The sequence below is a fragment of the Shinella sp. GW821-FHT11G07 genome, from assembly GCF_058808115.1.
This window is the reverse complement of record NZ_JBXARJ010000003.1, coordinates 1-19,902: the sequence shown is the minus strand read 5'-3', so window position 1 is coordinate 19,902 and position 19,902 is coordinate 1. Positions and strand designations below refer to the sequence as shown.

General features: G+C 61.8%; 14 protein-coding genes. 10 read left to right on the top strand and 4 right to left on the bottom strand.

What is annotated here, in order from left to right; genetic code table 11:
- The first annotated feature begins 108 nt into the window (after positions 1–108).
- The 9 genes from ccmI to AC1RT2_RS06355 all read left to right on the top strand — a co-directional run bounded on the left by ccmI (position 109) and on the right by AC1RT2_RS06355 (position 12,014).
- A complete protein-coding gene (gene ccmI / locus AC1RT2_RS06395) occupies positions 109–1,248 on the top strand; it encodes a c-type cytochrome biogenesis protein CcmI (protein ID WP_493100438.1) in 1,140 nt (379 codons plus the stop codon).
- On the top strand, positions 1,245–1,694 hold the full coding sequence (gene ccmE / locus AC1RT2_RS06390) for a cytochrome c maturation protein CcmE (protein WP_069059390.1): 450 nt from the start codon (positions 1,245–1,247) through the stop codon (positions 1,692–1,694). The genes ccmI and ccmE overlap by 4 nt, the downstream gene beginning before the upstream one ends.
- Positions 1,691–3,676, top strand: a complete 1,986-nt coding sequence (locus tag AC1RT2_RS06385) for a heme lyase CcmF/NrfE family subunit (RefSeq protein ID WP_493100435.1) — start codon at positions 1,691–1,693, stop codon at positions 3,674–3,676. Before ccmE ends, AC1RT2_RS06385 begins: the two co-directional genes overlap by 4 nt.
- Complete coding sequence (locus AC1RT2_RS06380; protein WP_493100433.1) at positions 3,673–4,131, top strand: cytochrome c-type biogenesis protein; 459 nt, start codon at positions 3,673–3,675, stop codon at positions 4,129–4,131. The genes AC1RT2_RS06385 and AC1RT2_RS06380 overlap by 4 nt, the downstream gene beginning before the upstream one ends.
- Before the next feature lie 133 nt (positions 4,132–4,264).
- A complete protein-coding gene (locus AC1RT2_RS06375; protein ID WP_069059387.1) occupies positions 4,265–5,830 on the top strand; it encodes a Do family serine endopeptidase in 1,566 nt (521 codons plus the stop codon).
- Positions 5,831–5,944: 114 nt separating this feature from the next.
- Positions 5,945–6,628, top strand: coding sequence for a response regulator transcription factor (locus AC1RT2_RS06370; protein ID WP_493100431.1), 684 nt, complete (start codon positions 5,945–5,947; stop codon positions 6,626–6,628).
- A 3-nt stretch (positions 6,629–6,631) separates the two neighbouring features.
- Complete coding sequence (locus tag AC1RT2_RS06365) at positions 6,632–8,053, top strand: ATP-binding protein (protein WP_493100429.1); 1,422 nt, start codon at positions 6,632–6,634, stop codon at positions 8,051–8,053.
- Between the two features lie 33 nt (positions 8,054–8,086).
- Positions 8,087–11,041, top strand: coding sequence for a bifunctional [glutamine synthetase] adenylyltransferase/[glutamine synthetase]-adenylyl-L-tyrosine phosphorylase (locus tag AC1RT2_RS06360; protein WP_493100427.1), 2,955 nt, complete (start codon positions 8,087–8,089; stop codon positions 11,039–11,041).
- A 136-nt stretch (positions 11,042–11,177) separates the two neighbouring features.
- Positions 11,178–12,014 carry a hypothetical protein gene (locus AC1RT2_RS06355; RefSeq protein ID WP_493100425.1) on the top strand — a complete coding sequence of 279 codons (837 nt, stop codon included), beginning with the start codon at positions 11,178–11,180 and terminating at the stop codon, positions 12,012–12,014.
- 96 nt (positions 12,015–12,110) lie between these two features.
- On the opposite strand, the gene AC1RT2_RS06350 is transcribed toward AC1RT2_RS06355, so the two are convergent.
- From AC1RT2_RS06350 to AC1RT2_RS06335, 4 genes are all read right to left on the bottom strand, one after another.
- Entirely contained in the window at positions 12,111–14,459 is a 2,349-nt protein-coding gene (locus AC1RT2_RS06350; protein WP_493100423.1) for a PAS domain-containing sensor histidine kinase, read from the bottom strand.
- Positions 14,460–14,651: 192 nt separating this feature from the next.
- On the bottom strand, positions 14,652–17,300 hold the full coding sequence (pepN, locus tag AC1RT2_RS06345; protein ID WP_493100421.1) for an aminopeptidase N: 2,649 nt from the start codon (positions 17,298–17,300) through the stop codon (positions 14,652–14,654).
- Between the two features lie 402 nt (positions 17,301–17,702).
- Complete coding sequence (locus AC1RT2_RS06340; RefSeq protein WP_493100419.1) at positions 17,703–18,440, bottom strand: hypothetical protein; 738 nt, start codon at positions 18,438–18,440, stop codon at positions 17,703–17,705.
- 64 nt (positions 18,441–18,504) lie between these two features.
- On the bottom strand, positions 18,505–18,825 hold the full coding sequence (locus AC1RT2_RS06335) for a hypothetical protein (RefSeq protein ID WP_493100417.1): 321 nt from the start codon (positions 18,823–18,825) through the stop codon (positions 18,505–18,507).
- Positions 18,826–19,001: 176 nt separating this feature from the next.
- Here AC1RT2_RS06335 and AC1RT2_RS06330 point away from each other — a divergent pair, with 176 nt between their 5' ends.
- The gene (locus AC1RT2_RS06330; protein ID WP_493100415.1) at positions 19,002–19,811 is read left to right on the top strand and encodes an NUMOD3 domain-containing DNA-binding protein; all 810 of its coding nucleotides are present in this window, start codon (positions 19,002–19,004) and stop codon (positions 19,809–19,811) included.
- Positions 19,812–19,902 lie beyond the last annotated feature (91 nt).

Here is a 19,902-nt window from a genome sequence, read left to right as displayed (position 1 = left end):
CCGGTTCCCGTTGCGGGATCGTTTGACCGTTGCGGCGAAACGCCTCAATTTTGCGTCATCGTTCCCTTGGGAATTGGAAACGTCCCGGCGTTCCAGTAATTGATTGTCATGTTTTTCTGGATTCTTGTCGCCATCCTGACGGCCGCCGTTGCCGCCGTTCTGCTTCTTCCTCTCCTGCGGCGTCCCATGGCGGCGGCGGGCGAGGCCAGCCATGACATCGAAGTCTACCGCGACCAGCTCGAAGAGTTGAAGCGGGATGAGGCGACAGGCCTCATCGGCTCCAGCGAAGCAGAGCTTGCCCGCGCCGAAGTCGCGCGCCGGCTGATTGCCGCGAGCAAGGACGGGGTAAAGGGTAAGGCCGACCCTGCGGACCGGCGCAACCGGCTGGCGCAGGCGTTCGTTATCTTGCTGCTGCCTGCCATCGGCCTCTGTCTTTATTTGGCGACCGGCCGGCCGGATCTTCCGGCCCAGCCGCTCGCAGAGCGCCTTGCAAATCCGGGCAACGATATCAGCATCCTGATCGCCCGGGCGGAAAACCATCTGGCGCGCAATCCGGACGACGGAGCGGGATGGGATCTGCTAGCGCCGATCTATTACCGCAGCGGCCGGATGGAAGATTCGGCAAACGCCTTTTCCCAGGCGATCCGCCTGCTCGGGCCGAGCACCGAGCGGCTGGACGGCCATGCGGAAACGCTGATTGCGCTTTCCAGCGGCATCGTCACGGCCGAGGCGCGCAAGCAGCTTGAACAGTCGCTGAAGCTCAAGGCGGACAATCCGCGCGCGAAATACTACCTGGCGCTGGCGCTGGAGCAGGATGGTAAGCGGACAGAAGCACGCGCCGCGTTCGAGGCGATCGCCAAGGAAGCGCCGGCCGGTGCGCCCTGGCTGCCGCTCGTCAACCGACATATCGCGACGCTTGCCGAAGGGCAGGGCAGCGAGACCGCCGGACAGCTCGGCAACCCGACCGCGGATGACGTGGCGGCGGCGCAGGACATGTCGACGGGTGATCGCCAGCAGATGATCGCCGGCATGGTGGAGAGCCTTGCGACGAAACTGCAGGACGATCCGAACAATTTCGAAGGATGGACGCGTATCATCCGTTCCTATGTTGTGCTGGATCAAAGGCCGAAGGCCGAGGCCGCGCTACAGACCGCGCTGAAAACCTTCCCGGCGGACAGCGAGAACGGCAAACAGCTTCTGGCACTGGCCCGGGACCTATCGATTTCGGCTGAAGGCAGCGGACAATGACACGCAAGCAGAAACGTCTGGCAGTGATCGGCGGCGGTGTCGCTTTCCTCGTGGCGGCTGTGCTGCTCGTGATGTTTGCCTTCAGCCAGTCGATCGCCTATTTCTATGTGCCGGGCGATATTGCCAAGGCGAATGTGCCGCCGGGCACGCGCATCCGCCTCGGTGGCCTCGTCGAAACGGGCACGCTCAAGCGCGGCGAGGGATCGACGATCACCTTTACGGTGACGGATACGCTCGCAACGGTGCCGGTGACCTATACCGGCATTCTTCCGGACCTTTTCCGCGAAGGGCAGGGCGTCGTGGCGGAGGGCGCTTTCGGCACGGGCGGGCTGTTCGTTGCCGATACGGTGCTCGCCAAGCATGACGAGACCTACATGCCCAAGGACGTGGCCGACCGCCTGAAGGCGCAGGGCGTCGAACTCTCCGGCAAGGAAACGATCAAATGATCATCGAGCTTGGACATTATGCTCTGGTTCTCGCGCTCGCGACGGTGATCGTCCAGTCGATCCTGCCGCTGGTCGGCACGATCCGCAACGACCGCTCGTTGATGGCGGTAGCACCCGCGGCGGCCCTTGCCGGTTTCCTGCTGGTGCTTTTCTCCTTCTCGGTGCTGACCTTCGCCTATGTCGTTTCCGATTTTTCCGTCGCCAATGTCTGGGAGAACTCGCATTCGCTGAAGCCGATGATCTACAAGATCTCCGGTGTGTGGGGGAACCATGAGGGCTCGATGCTGCTCTGGCTCCTCATCCTGGTTTTCTTCAGTGCGCTCGTCGCGACCTTCGGCGGCAACCTGCCGGAGCGGCTGCGCGCCAACGTGCTGGCGGTGCAGGGCCTTATCTCGACCGCCTTCGGGCTCTTCATCCTGCTGACCTCGAACCCGTTCCTGCGTCTTTCCCCGGCGCCGGCGGAGGGCAAGGACCTCAATCCGGTCCTGCAGGATATCGGCCTCGCGATCCATCCGCCGCTGCTCTATCTCGGCTATGTCGGCTTCTCCGTCTGTTTCTCCTTTGCCATCGCCGCGCTCATCGACGGGCGGATCGATGCGGCCTGGGCACGCTGGGTGCGGCCGTGGGCGCTGGCCGCCTGGAGCTTTCTGACCGCCGGCATCGCCATGGGGTCCTACTGGGCCTATTACGAACTCGGCTGGGGTGGCTGGTGGTTCTGGGATCCGGTGGAGAATGCCTCCTTCATTCCGTGGCTTGCCGGTACGGCGCTGTTGCATTCCGCACTGGTCATGGAAAAGCGCGAGGCGCTGAAGATCTGGACTGTGCTGCTGGCAATCCTCACCTTCTCCATGTCGCTGCTCGGCACGTTCCTCGTGCGCTCCGGCGTCCTGACCTCGGTGCATGCCTTCGCCACAGACCCGACGCGCGGCGTCTTCATCCTCGCCATTCTCGTCATCTTCATCGGCGGCGCGCTGTCGCTCTTTGCCTTCCGGGCCGCGACGCTGAAGGCCGGCGGCCTGTTTGCGCCGATCTCGCGCGAGGGCGCGCTCGTCCTCAACAACCTGATCCTTACGACGGCGGCGGCGACGGTGCTGACCGGCACGCTCTATCCTCTGGTGCTGGAAGCGCTGACCGGTGAAAAGATTTCCGTTGGCCCGCCCTTCTTCAACCTGACCTTCGGTCTGTTGATGCTGCCGCTTCTGCTTGCGGTGCCGTTCGGGCCGCTGCTTGCCTGGAAGCGTGGCGATGTTTTTGCCGCCGGGCAGCGCCTGTTTGCGGCGGTCGGCGTTGGCCTGGTCGCGGCGGCGACGGTCATCTATGCGCAGGGCGGCGGGCCGTTGCTTGCCTATTTCGGCATCGCCATCGGCTTCTACATGATCGCGGGATCGATTACCGATCTGTCGCTGCGCGCCGGCATCGGCAAGGTAACCGGCAATGTTGCCTTCCGCCGTTTCATCGGCCTGCCGGGATCAGCCTTCGGAACGGCACTGGCCCATATCGGTGTCGGCGTAATGGTCATCGGTGTCATCGCGGTAACAGCGTTCGAGACCGAGCATGTGGTGGAAATGAAGCCCGGCATGCAGGTGGAGGCGGGCGGCTTTACGCTGACCTTCGATGGCATGCGCCGCGGGCAGGGGCCGAATTACTCGGAAGAGTCCGGTCACTTCACGGTGGCGCGGGGCGGGGTGACGGTGACGGACATCTGGTCTTCCAAGCGGATGTATACGGCGCGCCGCATGCCGACGACCGAGGCCGGCATCCGCACCTTCGGCTTCAGCCAGCTTTATGTGTCACTCGGCGATGCGATGGCCGATGGCGGCATCGTCGTGCGCGTCTGGTGGAAGCCGATGATCCTCTGTATCTGGATCGGTGCGCTGATCATGATCGCGGGCGGCGTCGTTTCGCTCTTCGACCGGCGCCTGCGTGTCGGGGCGCCGCAAAAGGCGCGCAAGGTGAAGCCTGTGCTGGAGGCGGCCGAATGATGCGCCGCCTCATTCTGGCTTTTGCCTTTATTCTCACGGCCTTTCCCGCTTTCGCCGTCAATCCGGATGAGGTGTTGGCCAATCCCGCCCTGGAGGCGCGCGCGCGAACCCTCTCTTCCCAGCTTCGCTGCATGGTCTGCCAGAATCAGTCGATCGATGATTCGAATGCCGAACTGGCGCGCGACCTGCGTCTTCTCGTGCGCGAGCGCCTGAAGAATGGCGACAGCGACGATGCGGTGATCGCCTATGTCGTTTCGCGTTATGGCGAGTTCGTGCTGCTCAATCCGCGCTTGCGTGGTGAAACCCTGTTGTTGTGGGGCGCGCCGATCGTGCTTTTCCTTGCCGGTGCGACGGCCATGGTGCTCTTCGTGCGCAAGCGCGGTGGAAAACCGACGGGAACACCGCTCTCGGAGGCTGAAAAAGCCGAACTGGAGCGCGCGCTGACGCGTGAATAGAACCGCTTCCCCCGAAATTCTCCAACATTACGAAAAATTCATGCGGCGGATAGTGCGCCGTAATGTGTGCAGGCCTATCTCTTCTCCCATCGGCTGCTGAGCGCAGCCATGAATGAGAGAAAAGGTGCAAAGAATGTCCAAGATTTCCGCATTCCGTCCGGGCCTCAAGACCGTACTGAAGACGACGACCGTCGCCGGACTTGCGGCCGTTATGCTGGCGACCGGCATTCCCGCGCGCGTTAGCGAAAGTTTTGCCGAAGCCGTTTCCGTCCAGGCGCCGCAGGTCGCGAGCTTTGCCGACGTTGTCTCGGCCGTTTCCCCGGCCGTTGTTTCCGTCCGTGTCCAGTCCGATATCAAGCCGGCCAATGACGAGAGCAATTTCTCGTTCAACTTCGGCGGTCGTAGCCTTGATGAACTTCCCGATGATCACCCGCTGAAGCGTTTCTTCCGTGAATTCGGGGGCCAGGACCAGTTCCGTGGTGACCGCGGCCCGGGCCGCCAGTTTGGCGACCGTCGCGGCCCCGACCGCAAGCCGCATCTGCGTCCGACCTCGCAGGGCTCAGGCTTCTTCATCTCGGAAGACGGTTACATTGTCACCAACAACCATGTCGTCAACGATGGCTCGGCCTTCACGGTCGTCATGAATGACGGCACCGAACTCAACGCCACGCTCGTCGGCAAGGACAGCCGCACCGACCTTGCCGTGCTGAAGGTCGAGGAAAAGGACAAGCGCAAGTTCACCTATGTGAACTTCGCCGATGACAGCCAGATCCGCGTCGGCGACTGGGTCGTCGCTGTCGGCAACCCGTTCGGCCTCGGCGGCACGGTGACGGCCGGCATCATCTCGGCGCGTGGCCGCGACATCGGCTCCGGTCCCTATGACGATTACCTCCAGGTGGACGCTGCCGTGAACCGCGGCAATTCCGGTGGCCCGACCTTCAACCTCAACGGCCAGGTCGTCGGCATCAACACGGCAATCTTCTCGCCGTCGGGCGGCAACGTCGGCATCGCGTTTGCGATCCCCGCCTCCGTCGCCAAGGGCGTCGTCGCCGACCTGATGAAGGACGGCAAGGTTGATCGTGGCTGGCTCGGCGTGCAGATCCAGCCGGTAAGCCGTGACATCGCCGACTCGCTCGGCCTTGCGGATGCCGCCGGTGCCCTCGTCGTCGAGCCGCAGGCCGACTCACCCGGCGCCAAGGCCGGCATCAAGAAGGGTGACGTGATCACGGCGCTCGATGGCGATCCGATCAAGGACCCGCGTGACCTTGCCCGCCGTGTCGCCGATATTGCCCCCGGCAAGAAGGTCGACCTGTCGGTCTGGCGTGACGGCAAGTCCGAGAGCATCTCGGTCGAGATCGGCACGCTTGCCGGCGAGCAGATCCAGGCCGCAACGGGTGCCGAAGAGGTCGAGCCGGAAGCTCCGGCCAGCGAACAGGCGCTTGCCGATCTCGGCATCTCGGTCACGCCCGGCGATGAAGGCCTGACGGTCTCCTCGGTCGATCCGGACTCCGACGCCAGCGACCGCGGCCTCAAGGAAGGCGACCGCATCACGTCGGTCAACAACCAGGCTGTGAAGTCTGCCGACGACGTGGTGAAGGTCATCAACAACGCTCGCAAGGACGGCCGCTCCAAGGCGCTGTTCCAGATCGAGACCAATGACGGCAGCCGCTTCCTGGCGCTGCCGATCGACCAGGGCTGATCGGCTCCGGCATTCCCTGCCCACGGCGCCGCGAGATCGCAAGGTTTCGCGGCGCTGCCATATCCGGGGGCGCTCCTAGCCAACGCCCGCCGAACATGCTGTAAGGTCCGTACGATGAAGATATTGATTGTGGAAGACGATCTGGAGGCGGCGGGCTATCTCTCGAAGGCCTTTCGCGAGGCGGGCATCGTGCTCGACCATGCGAGCGACGGCGAAAGCGGCCTCTTCCTCGCGACGGAAAACAGCTACGACGTGCTGGTCATCGACCGCATGCTGCCGCGCCGCGATGGCCTCTCGCTGATTTCGGAATTGCGCCACCGCAACATTCACACGCCCGTGCTTATTCTTTCCGCCCTCGGCCAGGTCGATGACCGCGTAACGGGCCTGCGTGCCGGTGGCGACGACTATCTGCCGAAGCCCTATGCCTTCAGCGAGCTTCTGGCCCGCGTCGAAGTGCTCGGCCGCCGCAAGGGCACGCCGGAGCAGGACATGGTCTACCGCGTCGGTGACCTCGAACTCGACCGGCTCTCCCACACGGTGAAGCGGGCGGGCAAGGAAATCCTTCTCCAGCCGCGCGAGTTCCGCCTGCTGGAATATCTGATGAAGAATGCCGGCCAGGTGGTGACACGCACCATGCTGCTCGAAAACGTCTGGGACTACCACTTCGACCCCCAGACCAATGTCATCGACGTCCATGTCTCGCGGCTGCGCTCGAAGATCGAAAAGGATTTCGACCAGCCGCTGCTGCGCACCGTGCGCGGCGCGGGATACATGATGAAGGAAGAGGCGGCGGGCTGATCCATGCAGCGACTGCTCGGCCGGCTGACTGCCCTCTACCGCACCACGGCGGTACGCCTCTCCGCAATTTACCTCCTGCTCTTCGCCGTCTGCGCGGCCTTTCTCGTCTTCTACGTTTCCTCCATGTCGGAGGGTCTGCTGCAGCAGCAGATGCGCGAGGCAGTGGCGCAGGAAACCGAGCAGATCGAGCGCGTTTTCGACAACAACGGCATGAACGGCTTGCTGCGCACGCTGGAGCGGCGTGCCCGTCAACCGGGCGCCAATCTCTACATCATCGCAAGCCCGACCGGCGAAGTGCTGGCCGGCAACGTCGCCTCGATCCAGCCCGGCGTGATGGACAATGAAGGCTGGACGGAGACCCCGTTCCGCTACCAGCGCTACCAGGAGGAAACGCGCGGCAACAACCGCCCGATGGCCTATGCGCAAGTGACGGTGCTGTCCAATGGCCTGCGCGTGCTGGTCGGGCGCGATCTCGGCGAGCCGGAGAACTTTCGCAAGCTGGTGCGCCAGGCGCTGATGGTGGCGCTCGGCGTCATGGGCATCGGCGCGCTCGCCATATGGTATCTGATCGGCCGCAATGCCTTGAAGCGCATGGATCGCATGTCCGACGCCAGCCAGCGCATCATGGCCGGCGATCTCTCGCAGCGCCTGCCGACGAGCGGCTCGGGTGACGAGTTCGACCGGCTTTCGGAATCGCTGAACACGATGCTCGGGCGCATCGAAAAGCTGAACGAGGGCCTGAAGCAGGTTTCCGATAACATTGCGCACGACCTGAAGACACCGCTGACGCGTCTGCGCAACAAGGCGGAAGCAGCCCTTGCCGGCAATGAAAAGGCTGATTACCGCACCGCGCTGGAGGAGATGATCGGCGAATCCGACCAGCTTATCCGCACGTTCAATGCGCTTCTGATGATCTCCCGCGTCGAAGCCGGCCAGGCGCCGGCGGAGATGAGCGCGATCGATATCAGCGGCATCGCCCATGATGGCGCCGAACTCTATGAACCGGTTGCCGAGGATTGCGGCCTGAAGCTCGTGACGGAGATCGCCGATGGGGTCGAAATCAACGGCAACCGCGAACTCGTCGGCCAGGCGCTCGGCAACCTCATCGACAATGCGATCAAATATGCCGAAGGCAGCGATGATCCGGAGATCCGCGTGTCGCTCGTGCGCCGGGATGGCGATGTCGTCCTGTCGGTTGCCGATAGTGGGGCCGGCGTGCCCGATGACAAGCACGACGAGGTCGTCAAACGTTTCGTGCGGCTCGATGCCAGCCGCTCCAAGCCCGGCACGGGGCTTGGCCTGTCGCTCGTCGGCGCCGTCATGGAAATGCATCACGGCCGGCTGGAACTGGATGCGACGCATCCCGAGCGGGAAAACAATCGGGGGCTGACGGTCAGAATGGTTTTCCCCGTCCTTCCGGACTGATACACCTCGTCATCAAAAAGGCGAGGAGGCATCATGAGCGTGACGGAAACGACGCGGTTTTCCGATCTTTCGACCTCTCCGATCCGGCCCCTGAGCCAGACGGAAGTCAAGTCGGTCCTGTCCGACCTCAAGGACTGGGGCAAGGATTATCCCGCCATTGCCAAGCTGCTCGGCGGGAACGAACCCCTCAAGGATTTCCTCGTCGCGGCGTTTTCGCTCTCGCCCTATCTGCGCGATACCGCGCGCATCGACCCCGGCCTGCTTGCCCGCGCGCTCGAAGCGCCGATCCTGCCGATGATCGAGGACGCGATCGCCCGTGTCCGCAACGCCTGGAAAACGGAGGGCGGCGAGGTGACGGAGGCTGTACTGATGACCCGTCTGCGCGTCGCCAAGCGCGAGGTCGCCTTCCTCACCGCGCTCGCCGACCTTGCCCGCATGTTTGATGCACGGAAAACCACCGCACTTCTCACGGATCTCGCCGAGGCGGCGACCTCGGCCGCTTTCGACTATCTGCTGCTGTCGGCGCATGAAAGCGGCAAGCTGAAACTGCCGGACCCTAAGCATCCCAGCGAAAAGTCGGGCCTGATCGTGCTCGGCATGGGCAAGCTTGGCGCGGCCGAACTCAACTATTCCTCCGACATCGATCTCGTCGTCTTCTTCGACCCGATGGCGGATATCGCGGTCGATCCAATGGAAGCGGTCGAGACGTTTTCCCGCCTCGTGCGCCGGCTGATCCGCATCATGCAGGAGCGCACGGCGGACGGCTACGTCTTCCGCACGGATCTGCGCCTGCGGCCCGATCCGGGCGCCACGCCGCTTGCTATCTCCTTTGATTCGGCCATGCTTTATTACGAGAGCCGCGGGCAGAACTGGGAGCGCGCCGCCTTCATCAAGGCCAAGCCGATTGCCGGTGATCTCACGGCCGGTGCGGCGTTCCTTAAGGGCCTGACGCCCTTCGTCTTCCGCAAATATCTCGACTATGCGGCGATTGCCGACATTCATTCGATCAAGCGCCAGATCCATGTGCACAAGGGGCACGGCGAGATCGCGGTCAAGGGGCACAACGTCAAGCTCGGTCGCGGCGGCATCCGCGAGATCGAGTTCTTCGTGCAGACGCAGCAGCTCATCGCCGGCGGCCGCGTGCCGGCGCTGCGCCTGCGCGCCACCGAGCCGATGCTGCAGGAACTTGCAAAGGCGAACTGGATCGACAAGGGCACGGCCAGGGAGCTGACCGAGGCCTACTGGTTCCTGCGCGACGTCGAGCACCGCATCCAGATGGTGCGTGACGAACAGACCCATTTGTTGCCGGAAACCGAGGCCGAGCTGAAGCGCATCGCCTTCATGATGGGCTTCGAGGATACGGCCGGTTTTTCTACAAAACTCGTTTCCGTGCTGAAGACCGTCGAGCGCCGTTATGCCGCGCTCTTCGAGCAGGAGGCGAAGCTCTCCTCCGAGACCGGAAATCTCGTCTTCACCGGCCAGAAGGACGATCCGGACACGCTGGAAACGCTGAAGCGCCTCGGTTTCGAGCGTCCCGCCGACATTTCCCGGACGATCCGCACCTGGCACTATGGTCGCTACCGCGCCACGCAATCCGTCGAAGCACGCGAGCGGCTGACGGAGCTGACGCCGCAATTGCTGCGCGTCTTCGGCGAGAGCAAGCGGGCGGACGAGGCGCTGCTGCGCTTCGACAGCTTCATTTCCGGCCTGCCGGCGGGCATCCAGCTCTTCTCGCTGCTCGGCAACAATCCGGCGCTGCTTTCCCTCATCGTCAACATCATGTCGTCGGCGCCGCGCCTCGCCGAGGTGATTGCGGCAAAACCCCATGTCTTCGACGGCATGCTGGATCCCGGCCTGCTCGCCGAACTGCCGACGCGCGCCTATCTCTCCGAACGCATCGAGGGCTTCGTCTCCGGTGCCCGGCACTATGAGGAAATCCTCGACCGCCTGCGCATCATCGCCGCCGAACAGCGCTTTCTCATCGGCATTCGCCTGCTGACCGGTGCGATCACCGGCAGGCAGGCCGCGCGCGCTTTGACGCATGTCGCCGACCTCATCGTCGCCGCGGCACTCAAGGCCGTGCAGGAGGAAATCGAGACCGCGCATGGAAAATTCCCGGGCGGGCGCGTGGTGCTGGTCGGGATGGGCAAGCTCGGCAGCTTCGAGCTGACCGCTGGCTCGGACATCGACCTGATCCTGCTCTACGACCACGACAGCGACGCCTTTGAATCGGACGGTCCCAAGCCGCTCGACAACATGAAATACTTTACCCGCATCACCCAGCGCCTGATCGCCGCGCTCTCGGCGCCGACGGCGGAAGGCGTGCTCTACGAGGTGGACATGCGCCTGCGCCCCTCCGGCAACAAGGGGCCGGTCGCGACGCGCATCACGTCGTTTGCCAAGTATCAGACGGAAGAGGCCTGGACCTGGGAGCACATGGCCTTGACGCGTGCCCGCGTGCTGTGCGGCGACGAGAGCCTCATGAAGGAGGCAGACGACATTTTTCGCGCGGTGCTGGGTCGAAAGCGTGAGCCGGCGAAGATCGCCAAGGATGTCGCGGAGATGCGCAGCCTGATCGACCAGGAAAAGCCGCCGAAGGATGTCTGGGACCTGAAGCTCATCCCGGGTGGGCTGATCGACATCGAATTCATCGCGCAGTTCCTCGCGCTGCTGGCCCCGGCGCGCGGTGTGCCGCAGCCGGAGCGGGCGATGCCGACAGGGGAGGCGCTCGCCGTGCTCGGCGGGGCGATGATGGATCCGAACGACCTCGACGCCGTGCAAAGCGCGCTGGTGCTCTATACGGAGATTTCGCAGATCGTGCGCCTCTGCGTCGATGGCAGCTTCGACCCGAAGGAGGCGCCGGCCGGGCTCATCGACCTCGTCTGCCGGGCGGGTGACAGCCCCGATCTCCGCACTTTGGAGGCAGACCTCAAACAGCGATCCAAGGCGGTGCGCAAGATATTCCAGGCCCTCGTCGCAAAGCCGTGATCGGCGTGGTGTCTTGTGCCCCTGAGGCCGTCGTGCTGCCTGAAAGCGTCAAATTCCCTGGCGTTGGGCCTCTTGCACTTCAAGAACAGGCTTTATACGAAGGCAGCAAGACAGTTCGTTTAGAGGTTAGTTTTTAATGATTCTAATGAACCGAGAAGGCGCAGAAAGACACGTTCTGAGCTGCTATGATATAGAGTTCCGGCGAAATCATAAAAACGTACTGATCATTCTATTCTCTCACTCGCCCCATCACCATTTCAAATCGATAAAATTCTCGGCAGATGTCCTGAGTATTGCAGACACTGCGGATACATACTTCACGCGAGATGCCGAGATTTTATCTGCGCACCTGTTAAATCTGGTCTCTGATTATGACCAGGTCATCGCGATCGGGGGCAGCAAGGGAGGGCATGGCGCGCTCTACCATGCAATGCTGCTCGCCCGCGCGACAGAAAAGCCGGTTCGCGTCCTGGCGTTCAGCCCGGTGGTCGTCCTGCACGACAACAAGAATGAACTGCCCTACACGTCCTATCAACGGCTGATGGACGAGGCGCAGGCGTCCGAGCAACTGTCGGCCGACCTGCGTGTCGCGACAGAGGTCGTGACGTCGGAACCGCCGCGCAATCTTGCAGTTTTCTGCATTCTCGGGTCGGGCAACCGTTTTGACTGCGTCGAGGTGCTCCGGATTCAGGGCGCGCATATCTTCACCCTGCCCATGCGCCATCACGAGTCCATCATCCCGTTCCTGTGCGACACAAGCGATCCCAAGGCCGTGACGAGAACCGTATTGGTGCTGCATGACAAGGCGGCTGAACAGGCCGACGTCGCGCACCTCCTCGAGGAAGGCGCTGTCGATGCGATGATCGCGGATCTGTCGGCTGTCCCGAAACAGCCGGGCCTTGACCACGTGGCGGATCTCATCATCACGGGAGACACCGGGGAAATGTGGCTGACATCCCGGCCCTGGCGGTAGCGCATACGCCATTCCGCGAACGCCGCCCCTCAAAGTCTTGCGTGAATGCAAAAAGCCGAGGACGACTGTCCCCGGCTTCGCATCGCGAAAAATCCGTTACGCCGCCGCCAGATGCAGTGCGGCAAGCCGCTCCCGGTCGGGGATCCGCACGGAGATGATCGTGCCCTTGCCTTCGACGGAGCGAATGCGCATCGCGCCGCCATGAAGGTGTGCCAGCGAGCGGGAGATGGCGAGCCCGAGGCCGGAGCCGCCCTTGCTCTTGGCATATTGGCTCTGCACCTGCTCGAAGGGCTGGCCGATCTTCTGCAGCGCCGATTTCGGAATGCCGATACCGGTATCGGCGATCGTCAGCGTGACGGCGCCATCGATCTTGCGCGCCCGCACCTCCACCCTGCCGCCGGCATTGGTGAACTTCATGGCATTCGACAAGAGGTTCAGCAGGATCTGCTTCATGGCGCGGCGGTCCGCGACGGTGAACAGGTGCTGCGGGCAGATTTGCTGCACCCGGATGTGCTTCTTCTCCGCTTGCAGCATGGTGAGGCGCAATGTTTCCTCGATCAGCGGCGCCAGATCGACGGTCTCGCAGCTGATGCGCATATGGCCGGCCTCGATCTTCGACATGTCGAGGATGTCGCTGATCACGTTGAGCAGGTGTTTGCCGCTTTCATGGATGTCGCAGGAATATTCGCGATACTTGTCCGAGCCGATCGGGCCGAACATCTGGTTCTGCAGGATCTCGGAGAAGCCGAGGATGGCATTGAGCGGCGTGCGCAGCTCATGCGACATGTTGGCGAGGAACTCCGATTTGGCACGGTTTGCCGCTTCGGCGCGGTCCTTTTCGGCCTGGTAGTTGGCAATGGCGACGGAAAGCTCCGCCTTTTGCCGCTCCAGCTTGGCGCGCGAGGCCGAAAGGTCGCCGATGGTCGCCATCAGGCGGCGTTCGGATTCGCGCAGGCGCACCTGGTGGCGCTTCATCATGGTAATGTCGGTGCCGACCGAGACGAGGCCGCCGTCGCGGGTGCGCCGCTCGTTGATCTGCAGCCAGCGCTCGTCGGCAAGCTGGACCTCGCTGGTCTGCGACATGCCCGCACCGTCGGCATCCGCGATGCGCCGCTCGATGACCGGGCGGGCCGCCGCGGCATGCACCGTCGCGCGATCGGTGCCGGGCACGAGCACGTCGTCGGGAAGACCGTAGGCCTGCTGGTAGTGCGCGTTGCACATCACGAGACGGTCGTTCTTGTCCCACAGCACGAAGGCCTCGGAGGTGCACTCGATGGCGTCCGCAAGGCGCTGGTCGGCCTCCTGGTAGCGCTGGGCAAGCCGGTGCTGTTCCGTCACGTCCATCGCGATGCCGATGATGTGCATGCGGCCGGAGGCCATGCGGATGACCTGCGCACGGGCGCGCAGCCACACATAGTGCCCGTCGGCATGACGCATGCGGAAGACCTGTTCCACCTGCTTGGCTTCGCCGCGGGCAACCGCGCGGGCAACCTGATAGATGCCGTCGTCATCGGGATGCATCAGGCGCGCGGCATCGCCGAAGGACAGCACGCTGTCGCGCGGCGGCATGCCGAGCATTTCATACATGGAGCGCGACCAGAACAGCCGGCGGCTCGAGAGATCGAAGTCCCAGAGGCCGCAACGACCGCGGGCCAGCGCCGTTTCCACGCGCAGGTTCGATTCCGCGAAGATCGCGTCCGCATCACGCGCCCGCTTCGCCTGGATGTAATAGGCATAGAGAATAACCAGCAGGATCGCCGAGATGCCGGCAAACAGCGTCACATTCAACGCGACCTCGTCGCGCCAGAACATGGCAATCTGGCCGAGCGGATTGGCGACGATGACGAAGCCACCCTTCTTCGGCATCTGCACGAGGGAGGCATAATAGTCCTGCCCGCCGATGCGGGTGCGGAAGACGCCCGCCGGTTCACCGAAATATTGTGTCGCCGCAAGTTCCGGCGAGAAGCGCGCAAGGGACTGGCCGACATAGCGCGCTGCCGCCAGCGAGGCGCCGAAGACGTGCCCCTTTTCCTCGACGAACAGCACCAGCCCACCCGGCTGCAGGCGGTCCTGTGGCAGGTTGAGCGACAGTGCCGCCTCGACCGCCATGCGGTCGGACTTGGCGAGGCTTTCCGCCATGGTGCCGGAGAAGACGGCGCCGACGGCCATGGCCGTCAGCGAGGTCGTGTCCTTGACGCTCGTGTCCATCCGGTCGTGCTCGGCCATGATGCCGACCATCCGCGAGATGGCTACCACGAACAAGAAGGCGATGATCAGGATCGGTATCGATCGCTTGAGCACGGGTTCGGCCCGTGTCAAATGCCGCGCGGCAGGCCCGGCGAAAATCTTCGCCTGTCCCGTCGCCTCTTGTCCCCAGGCCGCCATTCCCGGAAATTTGAGACGAGTCCACCCGCCGGCTGCGCGTCCTCGTTGCGCGTCCGCCATAATCTTCAAACCTTGTAAGCCTCTCGTGATTCGGCGCGCCGCTCGCCCGAATCTGCCCTAATGAATCAATTGTGATTCGGCTTGTCCAGAGGAAAAGGTAAAACTTTCTTAACCATATCTCGTCGGTGCGAATTTGTATGCCAAAACGAAAACGGGCGCCGAAGCGCCCGGAATCATTAAATTTTCGGGATATCAGCCCTTTAGCATACGCTCGACAATATCCGAGACGTCGGAGGAGAGTTTTTCACCCGCTGCAATCGTCCGCAACGCATTGCGCGCGTGATCGGAGCGCACGTCCTCAAGCGCCCGCCAGGAGCGCATGGAGGTGAGGATGCGGGCGGCGAGCTGCGGGTTCTTCGGGTCGATCTCGATAATCTGGTCGGCAAGGAAGCGATAGCCTTCGCCGTCCGCGCGGTTGAAGCCGGTCGGGTTGGAGAAGGCATAGGTGCCGACGAGGGCGCGCACGCGGTTCGGGTTCGACTTGTTGAAGTGCGGGCTGGTCATCAGCGCCTTGACGCGTGCGAGCGCGCCGTCGCCCGGAATGGTCGACTGGATCGAGAACCACTTGTCGATGACCAGCGCATTGTCGGCAAAGCGGGCGCGGAAGGTTTCCAGCGCGCTTGCGGTCTCGGCGGCATCCGGGAAGCGGTGCGCGAGCACGGTCAGTGCAGCACTCAGATCCGTCATGTTGTCGGCGGCCGCAAAGGCTTCCGCGGCGCGGGCCGGCGTGCCGTCGGCGACAGCGAGATAGGCAAGCGCCGCATTGCGCAGCGCGCGATGGCCGGCACCGGCGGCATCCGGTGTGAAAGCGCACTGCAGCTGGTGGCGTTCAAAAAGCGTGGCAAAGACGGCAGGATCACGCTTCGACACAAAGGCGAGCACGTCTTCGCGTCCGGCGCGGATGGCGTCGGGATCGTTGTTGCTGCCGAGTTCGCGGGCAATGTCGGATTCGGAAGGCAGGGCGAGCGCCTGCGCCCGGAAGGCAGGCTCCAGCGTCTCATCGCCGGCGATTGCAATCAGCGTATCGGCAAGAACCGCATTCGTCTCGACCGGCTCGCCGGCCCGTGCGCTGCGTGCTGCCGCGACGAGGTTCGGCAGCGCCAGATCGTTGAGCGCCTGCCAGCGCGCGAAGAGGTCGGCATCGTAGCGGGCGATATGGGCGAGGTCGGCGGGCGCCTGCTCGAAATGCAGGTTGATCGGCGCCGAAAAACTGCGGTTGAGCGAAACGACCGGGCGCGAGGCGATGCCGGAGAAGGTGACGGTCTGGCGGCGCTCCTTGAGATGGAGCACGTCGCCGGTCACGTCCGCACCGCTGACGGCGCTCGGCGTGGCTTCGGAACCGTCGGCGGAGATCAGGCCGAAGCGCAACGGGATGTGCATCGGCTCCTTCGCGCTCTGGCCCGGCGTCGGCGGGATCATCTGCTCGAGCGACAGCGTGAATTCGCCCTTCGCCTGGTCATAGCTCGACGAAACGCTGACGAGCGGCGTACCGGCCTGATGGTACCAGAGCGAGAACTGGCTAAGATCGACGCCGTTCGCCTCTTCGAAGCACTTTACGAAATCCTCGATCGTCGCGGCGTCACCATCGTGCCGCTCGAAATAGAGGTCCATACCCTTCTTGAAACCGTCGCGGCCGACGATGGTCGCGATCATGCGCGTCACCTCGGAGCCTTTTTCGTAGACCGTCGTCGTGTAGAAGTTGTTGATTTCGCGGTATTTCGTCGGACGCACCGGATGGGCGAGGGGGCCTGCATCCTCCGGAAACTGCTCCGACTTCAGGTGCCGCACTTCCGCGATGCGCTTGACGGCGCGCGAACGCTGGTCGGCGGAAAATTCGTGGTCGCGATAGACCGTCAGGCCTTCCTTGAGGCAGAGCTGGAACCAGTCGCGGCAGGTGACGCGGTTGCCGGTCCAGTTGTGGAAGTATTCATGCGCGATGATCGCCTCGATATTCGCGTAGTCCTGGTCGGTCGCGATTTCCGGGTCGGCGAGCACGTATTTGTCGTTGAAGACGTTGAGCCCCTTGTTCTCCATGGCGCCCATGTTGAAGTCGGAGACGGCGACGATCATGAAGATGTCGAGATCGTATTCGCGGCCGAACACCTCTTCGTCCCATTTCATGGAGCGCTTCAGCGCGTCCATCGCATAGGCCGCACGCGGCTCCTTGCCGTGCTCGACATAGATCTTCAGCGTGACCTCGCGGCCGGACATCGTCGTGAACGTGTCCTCCACCACGCCGAGGTCACCGGCGACGAGCGCGAAGAGGTAGGACGGCTTCGGGTGCGGATCGAACCAGGCGGCAAAATGTTTGCCTTCGCCATAGCCGGCGCCGCCGAGGAAATTGCCGTTGGACAGCAACAGCGGGCAGCTCGCCTTGTCGGCGATGATGTTGACCGTGTAGACGGCCAGCACGTCCGGCCGGTCCGGGAAATAGGTGATGCGCCGAAAACCTTCCGCCTCGCACTGGGTGCAGTAGACGCCGTTCGTGCGGTAGAGGCCCATCAACTGGGTGTTGGCCTCGGGATTGATCATCGTGGTGATGGTGATCTCGAAGGGCTCGCCTGCCGGCAGGTCGCGGATGATCAGGCTGTCGGGCGTGGCGTCGTAGCGGGCAGTGTCCAGTTCCATCTGGTCGAAGAGCAGGCTGGTCATCGTCAGCTCGTCGCCGTCGAGAACGAGCGGCGCGGCGGGATCGACGCCGTCGCGGCGATGGAAGATCAGGCGGGCCTCGACCTTGGTCTCCGTCGGGTCCAGTTCGAAGGTCAGATCGACGCGCTCGAGAACAAAGTCAGTCTGGCGATAGTCCGCCAGGTGGATGATCTGGCCGTTCTCAGTCCGCATGGATGTGTCCTGCTCTTTGCCGTCCGGTTCCCGTTCCCCTTGTGCATGGAACGATGGATCGCCGGGACGGTCTGCCCCCAAGTTCCACGAATAGATATGCGTATTCGCTTAACATCTCATTTCCGCGGGGATCGGGAAATCATAAATTTGTGCCATGCCGGCACGGTTGGTCTCTCCCGCGTCTCCGATCAAAATTATCCGCGATGCATCACCAGAATTGATAAGAACGGGGTTCGATAGGCCCGACAATGCCTGAGAAACCAGCGTTCGTCAAATTCGAAAATTGGGGAAATTTGAAGACTGATTTAGCAATTTGATGAGTCGGCGTCTGGAATTTGATTTCAAAACATGTTTTGAAACGGCTGGTTTTAACTTGGTTGCCGTCCGCCCTTGAAATGTACTCTAGGGCTGGTCGCTAACATGCATGAACTCCCAAAGGGCGGTCGTGCGCCGGTCGGGCATGAACTGTTCGTCAAGCCAATCCGTGTATTGCTCACGTTGTTTGTCAATTCTTGCGTTGTGGTCATTATCGATGCGGAGATAATTCCCGGAACCGTCGTGAGCAATCTGAATGGGATTTTCGTCCACGTATTGCTGATAGTCATGAATGTGATCGGCGATGGTGCTGAACCAATCTTCAACTTCTCTTCCGAACACGAAGGCGGCTTCGTACGCCAGACTTACCATCTCCCAATACGCGCCGCTGACCTCGTACTTTCCTCTGTAAGCTTCGCCGAAGGTCACAAACCTTTGATAGACCGCGAAACGTTTATCGAACAGATTCAGCCTATACGCCTTCTGCGCGCTCTCAACCGCTTGAGTCTGTTGTTGTGTGAGCAGATCGTTTTGGATTTTGATCGTTTTTAGTTGCTCATCAACCACCTCTTGGTTCTTCGTAAACTGGTCGCGCGTCTCTCCCAATTCCTGCCTCTGAGTGAGGACGGCAGCGACAAGCCAAATGACCGCGAGCGGAGCAAAGACGCCAGCCAGAAAATCCCCGACTTCGTTCAGATCGGTCTCGGTGGTGAAAAAGTTCGCCAGCCGGGACCATCCAAAAACGCCGATCAACCACGCTAGATAAGCTGCTGTGGCGAGGGACGCGGCGATCAGCCAGTTCAAGGTTTTGAGATCGAATTTCATTGAGTTGCTGCCGTGGTTGTAGATCGACGCAAAGTAGCAACTCTCATATACGGCGCATAGCGCTCTACATTGATTTTCGAGCGATCTGCAAACGCACAAGCTCGCTCAACGGGTGCCCGAACCATCCTTTGATGAACCCGGGCACGCAATCCGGTTCTTCTTTGACCTTCTCTGACATGCCCATCGGCGCGACATGCACGGCGTTGCCTGCATCGTCCTTCATGCGAACAGCCTTCTTCCAAAGGCCTTCGACTTCATCGGGCGTGAACCGGCGTGGTTCGGCGTCGTAATAGCAGCCCTTCAGGTCGTAGCTGACCAATACGCGCACGAATTCAAGCAACGTGGCGTCGGGGTCTTCAGCATCAAGCACAACAAATTCAATCATGGCGGTATCTCCTTTTACCGCTATGTATTTTCCGGGTGATTTTCGCGAAATATTTTCAGAGAAAGTGCATTTTCTTCAATTATAAGCGTGATTTAGCCAATTCAGAAATCTCCAAAACACTAAATATTAGCGAGACATCAGAAAGGAGTCTCGATTGTTCTAAAGGAGATTTTTTAATGCACGCTAATACCAACTACTTTTCCATCGCCACTTCAGTTGCCAAGCTCGACAAGACCGTGAGGGCATTCGAGACGGTCGCAAAAGGCCTTGCCGATACGGTCGCAAGGTCGAACTATGTCGAAGAACTGCAACAAGGCCTCATTGATGAAGTGAACGACATCTTTGACGAGCTTCACGAGCAAGGACGCACCTATCACAAGTTCAGTCAGTCCAAGGACGCCCGGAAGCGTTCGCTTTATACCGCTTACGCAAACATGAAGGCCCGCTGCAATAACCCGGATCATCCGTCATACGAAAACTACGGCGGTCGCGGCATCACATGCGATGCGTTCCCTGATTTCGAATCGTTCGCGCGCCATGTCGGCTTTCGCCCGCATCCGGATTATTCAATTGATCGCATCGACAATTCACGCGCTTACGAGCCCGGAAACCTTCGGTGGGCCTCATGGGATACCCAAGCGAACAACCGTCGCGCGCCAAAAACCGGCGATGATCGCGCGCCACTGAGCGACGAAACGAAAATGAGGATGTCGGAAGCCAAGCAGGGCGAAAACCACCCGCGATTCACCGGCTATTTCGTCACGCCATGGGGCAAGTTTGCCTCTGCTTTTGAAGCGGCGAACGCGTGTGAAGACAGGTTGATCAGCAATCCGACTTTGGATCGCTACTGCACGAACGCTGATACGGTCATCACTCGAATGTCGTTTGGACACTCGCTCTACTTGCGCTCCCACTACGATGAAGACGTTATCGGGTTGACGTTTGCAGACATCGGGTTCGGTTTCGAGCCAGTTACCCGACACTGACAAGGCCTGTTGGTTGACCTTGCCCCGTTGAAATAATCCATTTTGAAGTAAGCTCTGGCCCATTGAGAGGACCAGGGAATGAAGCGCAACC

Coding starts and splice junctions, on each gene's coding strand:
- AC1RT2_RS06385 (WP_493100435.1), top strand. CDS start 1,691: ATGATCATCGAGCTTGGACATTATGCTCTGGTTCTCGCGCTCGCGACG.
- ccmE (WP_069059390.1), top strand. CDS start 1,245: ATGACACGCAAGCAGAAACGTCTGGCAGTGATCGGCGGCGGTGTCGCT.
- AC1RT2_RS06365 (WP_493100429.1), top strand. CDS start 6,632: ATGCAGCGACTGCTCGGCCGGCTGACTGCCCTCTACCGCACCACGGCG.
- AC1RT2_RS06330 (WP_493100415.1), top strand. CDS start 19,002: ATGCACGCTAATACCAACTACTTTTCCATCGCCACTTCAGTTGCCAAG.
- AC1RT2_RS06375 (WP_069059387.1), top strand. CDS start 4,265: ATGTCCAAGATTTCCGCATTCCGTCCGGGCCTCAAGACCGTACTGAAG.
- AC1RT2_RS06340 (WP_493100419.1), bottom strand. CDS start 18,440: ATGAAATTCGATCTCAAAACCTTGAACTGGCTGATCGCCGCGTCCCTC.
- AC1RT2_RS06335 (WP_493100417.1), bottom strand. CDS start 18,825: ATGATTGAATTTGTTGTGCTTGATGCTGAAGACCCCGACGCCACGTTG.
- AC1RT2_RS06360 (WP_493100427.1), top strand. CDS start 8,087: ATGAGCGTGACGGAAACGACGCGGTTTTCCGATCTTTCGACCTCTCCG.
- AC1RT2_RS06370 (WP_493100431.1), top strand. CDS start 5,945: ATGAAGATATTGATTGTGGAAGACGATCTGGAGGCGGCGGGCTATCTC.
- pepN (WP_493100421.1), bottom strand. CDS start 17,300: ATGCGGACTGAGAACGGCCAGATCATCCACCTGGCGGACTATCGCCAG.
- ccmI (WP_493100438.1), top strand. CDS start 109: ATGTTTTTCTGGATTCTTGTCGCCATCCTGACGGCCGCCGTTGCCGCC.
- AC1RT2_RS06355 (WP_493100425.1), top strand. CDS start 11,178: ATGATTCTAATGAACCGAGAAGGCGCAGAAAGACACGTTCTGAGCTGC.
- AC1RT2_RS06350 (WP_493100423.1), bottom strand. CDS start 14,459: ATGGCGGACGCGCAACGAGGACGCGCAGCCGGCGGGTGGACTCGTCTC.
- AC1RT2_RS06380 (WP_493100433.1), top strand. CDS start 3,673: ATGATGCGCCGCCTCATTCTGGCTTTTGCCTTTATTCTCACGGCCTTT.